Consider the following 5,659-nt stretch of genomic DNA (forward strand, 5'->3'; position numbering starts at 1 on the left):
CCTCCCATTTCTCATGTCCAAGAAATGGGAGGCAGTTCACAATTTACTGCCGGGGCGTTTTTTAGAGCTCGATCTCCGCGATTATTTTTTTCATCTCGAGGGCCCATCCGAGCTGCTCCTCGATGTACCCCGGCCATGCGTCCTGGTGGCCCTTGATGGGGTGGCCCGCCTTGTAGAAGCGCAGCCCCGATGCCTTTTTCGCATCGAAGGGTGCCGCCGTCAGCCCGAGGTGCTCCTCGAAGACCCCGCTGTTGGCGATGGCGCGGTGCCCGATCTCCTTGTCGTCGTCCACGTACAGCTCGATGCCCGTGCGGCCCCTTTGCGTATCGATGAGCAGGGCGAGATGGTATGCCGAGACCCCCAGGCGAAGCGTCGACCAATGGTCCTTGCTGGGCTTCTGCGGGCTGAACTCCTTGAGGAACTCCGGATGGCCGCCCGCCACATCGCGGTAGGCCGTCCAGTACGCCAGCTTGACCTTTTCGGTCTCGCTGAGCCCCTCGGAGAGCTTCACGGTCTTGGTCCACTCGTTCGGCTGCTCGACCACGCCGAAGCGCGGGGCGGGCAAGGAGTCCCCGATCTTCCAGAGCTCGACCTCGACCAGGAAGAACCCGAAGTCGCTGTCGGTGTGCTGGTTGAGCCACTCGATGGCCTGGCGGTGCTCGTCGCGGGCGCGCGCCACGACCCAGATGACGACCTCGGCGCCCTTGCCGGCGGCGTACGTGATCACCTTGCCAAGATGGTCGTGGTTGGTGTCCTCGAGCTGGTTCTCGATGATCACCTTGCGGCCCGTACCGGACTCCTGCGCGTAGATGTCCACGTTGAACGATCCGACCGAGGACTCCGTCTCTATGAGCTCGAGCTCGATTCCGACCGCCGTCCCGAGGGTTGCGAGGTTCTGCTCCTCGGCCAGCCACTTGGTGAAGTCGTGGGCCTCATGCGGCCACACCTCGCGCAGGGGGACCTTATGGATGGTGTCCAGGTTATAGGTCTTCATCCGCCGCCCTCTCGACCGATAATCCAGTGCCGTTGTAGAGCCTCTCGCCGTCAAACGAACGCAGCAGGAGCCCACGACGTTCGTCGACGTCCTTCAGCTCGCACGGATACACGAATAGCAAAATGTTTTGTCGGTACTTGTAGTCAGCGTAGACATCCGGATCGCCCAATCGCGTAGGTATGGACGCGATATCGTCCGCCATACGCTCACTTGACCCCACGTATATTCCGAGATAGTCGCTGAAGTTCTTATCGTGGTCATGCCTGCGGTATGTCGCGATGAGATAGCAGCCGGGCATATCGTAGCCGTTGAACGCAGCTTCGGAGGCTTTGACCTGCTGGCAGATGAACTCGTGCAGGGGCATCACCGTCGACGCGCCTTCAAATATTGATTGCCTGGCGGCATCGATCTTCTTGCGAGCCTCCGCGGCGGCCCTTGAGTCCTGGAACGCCTTCGTGGCATCCCCCAACGCGCCGGCTGCCGCGCCGACGCCTTCCGCCGCCGCACCAAATCCCTTGCCGATGCCGTCGGCAACAGCACGCGCGCCGTTGGTTGCCCCGTCGGCAGCGCTTTTCACGGCTCCATCGACATCGAAACCGAGCTGCTTTGCCCCATCGACAACCCCGGCGGCGGCTAAAACCCCCGCTGCAAGATTCACCGTGTCTTTTACGGTTTTCAAATTGACGGCCATATCGAGCCTTCCCTTCTATTCCGCCTTGCCAAATCGGTTCATGACCTCAAGCAACTCGCCCGTCGTGACGATTTTTGCCTGCGAGTTGCCGCTGAAAACTGCGTCGAGCTTGCTTCGTCCCACGTTGTCGCCTATTGCGAGGTACTTCGTGCTCTGCGCGGGCTTGCCATCGGTCGCTTTCATCCCGCATTCCTTAAGTGCGGCAAGGATCTCATCGCGATTGTAGCCCGGAGTAACGCCGGATACCTTCACCTTGAGTCCGACCGGATCAGTGATTTCGCCCGGATCGCCCCTGTGGCCCGCCTCCTCGGCTTTCGCCAAAACCTCTTCGATGGCTCCTGCGACCCGTTCACCAGTCCCAAGCCCGTGAAAACACGCTTGCGGCCATGATGGGAGGAGGCATTCGGAGCCCAAACGGCGGGCTCGAGCGCACCGAACTCGCCGGCCAGCCCACGGAAAACCCCAAGGCACGCCTCGGCGTCGCTCATGGCATCGTGGTGGCTATCAAGATGCACGCCGTAATGCTCGCAGAGGTCGACAAGCGCTCCGGGCAGACCCTTCTGCTTCGCCACCAGCATCGTATCGATTACTTCGATCTCGGGCATTTCGATGTCGTAGGCAGCCAGACTCTTCTTGATGTGGTGGATGTCGTCGCCGTTGGCGTTATGCGCGACCAGGATGTAGTCTCGCAGCAAATCCGCCAGACCGGCATCCTCCCAGAAGCGGACAAAGGTCGGCATGTCGTCCAGTGAGTCCCAATCGATTTCCAGATGAGACCTACTCCACCAACCAATCTCGCTCTCAGGATTGATCACCCGGCAAACCGGGTCGCCCAGGCAGTTTCCCTCAAGATCCGTGAGGATATAAGCGACCTGGCATATCCTCTGCTGGGGATTCGCCGTCTCGCTGTCCCAGAAGATATATCCCTTTTTCGCCATACGGCTTCCTTTCCCTTAAAACAAACTGTTATCCCATTCGGGTGCCTGGGTTATCGTCCCGACACGGGAAAGGAACAGCGCGTAGAAGGGGTCGTTCTTGAGATAGTAAACGCAGGCCGCCTCGTACTTGTCGCCCTTCTCCTTGGTCGTTGCCGACCCGTTGACGATAGGGTCAAGGGCATCGTAGACGGTCTTCATATAGCGACTCCCTTGTTGTTATTCAGACGTCACTATTTTAGCTAAGGACCGCCGGGACTCCTCCCAATTGGAGTTTATCGGTCGATAAGTCAAGCCGACCGGTCCGCGATTATCAATGGTTTATCTGCTTCACATAATAAATTGACTCAGGATTCACCCGCAATTCACCCGCAAGGTAAACCGATAAAGAAAAAGCTCGGAAGCAATTTTGCTTCCGAGCTGCAAGTTCTTGGTCGCGGGGGCAGGATTTGAACCTACGACCTCCGGGTTATGAGCCCGGCGAGCTACCAGACTGCTCCACCCCGCAATGTCTGGGCGCCTCATGTGCGCAAGAAAGAATATTACGCGGGGGTTCGGTAAACGGCAAGAAAAATCTCGTAGAGCATAATTCCTTCATATTTAAACCCCTCAGTCCATATCACCGTAAACGAATCGCAGCCGAGCGCCGTCGACGGCGCGTATACAATGGTGCGCGTCCTTTTATGCCAACACTGGGAGTAGACATGCTGCTCGCTATCGATATGGGAAACACGCAGACGGCCATGGGCCTGTTTGACGGAGACGAGCTGGTGCAGTCGTGGCGCATGCCCACCGACCGCTCCTATACCGCCGACGAGATCCATGTGCGCCTGATGGGTTTCTTTAAGATGTACGACCTCTCGCTCGGCGCGGTCGACGCGATCGCCTTTGCCGGCGTGGTGCCACAGCTCTCGCGCGAGTGGCACGCCGTGGCCGACCACATCGCGGCAGACGCCATCGTTATCGGGCCGCAGACGGCCGCGGTGACCAAGCTGCGCGCAGCGCGTCCCCAGGCCGTAGGTGCCGACCGCGTCGCCAACGCCGTTGCGGCCGAGACTTTCTACGGCGCGCCGGCGATCGTGGTGGACTTTGGCACCGCGACCAATATCGACGTTATCGACGAGGACGGCTATTACATTGGCGGAGCGATCGCGCCGGGCATCCGCATCTCCATGGACGCGCTTGCCGCCCGAGCCGCCAAGCTCGCCAGCGTTCCGCTCGAGGCGCCCGAGCACGCCATCGGCCGCGATACCGAGGAGTGCATCAAAGTCGGCGCCGTGGTGGGTGCCGCTGCCATGGCCGAGGGCTTGGTCGCGCGCATGAAGCGCGAGCTGGGCCGCGAAGACGCCACCGTTATCGCCACGGGCGGTCTCGCCGGCATCGTCGCCGATTCGACCGATGCCTTCGACGTGGTCGACGGGCAGCTCACCATCAAGGGCATCTGCGAAATCTACCGCCGCATGCGGGAGCTGGGGTAAGACAGGGGCCTTAGCCGAGCGCGACACAAGCGCGAGCAGCGGACCAGGCAACGCGGCAGCCCTATTCCTCAAAATCGAAAATTTTCAGTTTTGAGGAATAGGGCTTTCTGCTACGCCTCGCCGCAAAGCCACCTCGCCAGGTCCACTATCTGCACCCCATCGCGATCCGTAGTCTCGTGATGCGTGCGGGCGAGAATCATCTTGGGATACGCGTCGGCAATGCTCAAGAGCGGCGAGATTTCCCGCTCAAACGTCTTGTCCGAGCTAATGTCATCGCTCACCTGGATATAGAGCTTCTCGCTTCGCCTGATAGCTACAAAGTCAATTTCCTTTTTATAAAGCACGCCGACGTACACTTCGTATCCGCGCCGCAGCAGCTCGATTGCCACCATGTTCTCGTATACGCGTCCCCAATCCATATCGCGCGTACCAAGCAGCGCATATTTAAACGCATGGTCCGCCAGATAGTACTTCTCGCCGCTCTTGAGGTATTTCTTGCCGCGAATGTCATACCGTCGAACCTTATAGAAGGCAAATGCGTCGCACAGATACCCCATATATGTGCCCACCGTCTTGTTCGTGATCTTTAGCCCATCTGCATTCAGGCTATCCGTTATATTGCGAGCCGACGTAATGTTGGAGACGTTGTCCATCATGTAGTCAGCAATACGCAGCAGCGCCGATTCGTTTCTGACGTTATGCCGCTGCACGATATCCCTCACGATCAACGTTTTAAAAACGTTGGAGAGATATTGATAGCGTTGCTCCTGCGTTCGGTAAGGATACGAACCGGACATGCCGCCGGCATGTGCGTATTCATCAAAATCATGGTCGACCTCGCCCTTACCGTCGTAAGAGCGATACTCCTCAAACGAGAACGGGAACACCTCGATTTCGAACGTGCGCCCCGTAAAGAGCGTCGATAGGTCGCTCGATAACAAAAATGCATTTGACCCCGTAATAAAGATGTCATACCGCTCGGATGCGTGAAGGCTGTTGATTGCGCGCTCAAAGCCGCTACACATCTGAACCTCATCGATAAGCAGAAAGTTTTGCGTGCCGGACACCCGACGCTCTTTTACATAAGCAAGCAAAGCGTGATATTCGAGCAGGTCCTCGAACTCATCGAGGTTGTAGTTGATATGAATGACATTTGAATCAGGCAGGTTGGTCTCCACGTAATCGCGGAGGGACTCGAGCAGCTTGGATTTTCCGCTGCGCCGGATGCCCGTGATGACCTTGATGTCGGGCACACCGATAAGACTCGTCAGCGTATCCATATACGACGTCCTATTGATGAGCTTCATTGGCATCCTCCCTACACCCGATGTTTGCTATTCCTCAAAATCGAAAAATTTTCAGTTTTGAGGAATAGCGCTTACATCGAATATACCTTGCCAAATAACAATCTGCTTTGGTCCTATTCCTCAAAACCGAAAATTTTTCGGTTTTGAGGAATAGGCTGCTGGCGGTTCATCCCCCAAACAGGCGAAAACCCTCCCCGGCGCGTGTGAACTGCCTCCCATTTCTTGGACATGAGAAATGGGAGGCTTTTTATGCG

7 protein-coding genes and 1 tRNA gene are annotated in these 5,659 nt (G+C 57.6%); 1 reads left to right on the forward strand and 7 read right to left on the reverse strand.

Annotated elements, in window-relative coordinates; all coding sequences use genetic code 11:
* Window positions 1–61 precede the first annotated feature (61 nt).
* The 6 genes from DXD56_RS09770 to DXD56_RS09790 all read right to left on the reverse strand — a co-directional run bounded on the left by DXD56_RS09770 (window position 62) and on the right by DXD56_RS09790 (window position 3,128).
* Window positions 62–994, reverse strand: a complete 933-nt coding sequence (locus tag DXD56_RS09770) for a DUF4268 domain-containing protein (protein ID WP_117641068.1) — start codon at window positions 992–994, stop codon at window positions 62–64.
* Entirely contained in the window at window positions 981–1,685 is a 705-nt protein-coding gene (locus DXD56_RS09775) for a hypothetical protein (protein ID WP_117641069.1), read from the reverse strand. The genes DXD56_RS09770 and DXD56_RS09775 overlap by 14 nt, the downstream gene beginning before the upstream one ends.
* 15 nt (window positions 1,686–1,700) lie before the next feature.
* The gene (locus DXD56_RS10060) at window positions 1,701–1,868 is read right to left on the reverse strand and encodes a hypothetical protein (RefSeq protein ID WP_158549400.1); all 168 of its coding nucleotides are present in this window, start codon (window positions 1,866–1,868) and stop codon (window positions 1,701–1,703) included.
* A gap of 65 nt (window positions 1,869–1,933) precedes the next feature.
* Window positions 1,934–2,623: an exonuclease domain-containing protein gene (locus DXD56_RS09780; protein ID WP_117641070.1), complete on the reverse strand. Its 690-nt coding sequence runs from the start codon at window positions 2,621–2,623 to the stop codon at window positions 1,934–1,936.
* 15 nt (window positions 2,624–2,638) lie between these two features.
* On the reverse strand, window positions 2,639–2,821 hold the full coding sequence (locus tag DXD56_RS09785; protein WP_117641071.1) for a hypothetical protein: 183 nt from the start codon (window positions 2,819–2,821) through the stop codon (window positions 2,639–2,641).
* Between the two features lie 230 nt (window positions 2,822–3,051).
* Window positions 3,052–3,128: transfer RNA gene (locus tag DXD56_RS09790), tRNA-Met, on the reverse strand.
* Window positions 3,129–3,324: 196 nt separating this feature from the next.
* Here DXD56_RS09790 and DXD56_RS09795 point away from each other — a divergent pair.
* Complete coding sequence (locus DXD56_RS09795; protein ID WP_158549402.1) at window positions 3,325–4,098, forward strand: type III pantothenate kinase; 774 nt, start codon at window positions 3,325–3,327, stop codon at window positions 4,096–4,098.
* A gap of 110 nt (window positions 4,099–4,208) precedes the next feature.
* Here the strand turns inward: DXD56_RS09795 and DXD56_RS09800 are convergent, their stop codons facing one another.
* The gene (locus DXD56_RS09800) at window positions 4,209–5,405 is read right to left on the reverse strand and encodes an ATP-binding protein (RefSeq protein WP_117583693.1); all 1,197 of its coding nucleotides are present in this window, start codon (window positions 5,403–5,405) and stop codon (window positions 4,209–4,211) included.
* Between the last annotated feature and the right edge of the window lie 254 nt (window positions 5,406–5,659).

The organism is Collinsella sp. TM06-3, assembly GCF_003436395.1.
Lineage (GTDB): Bacteria > Actinomycetota > Coriobacteriia > Coriobacteriales > Coriobacteriaceae > Collinsella.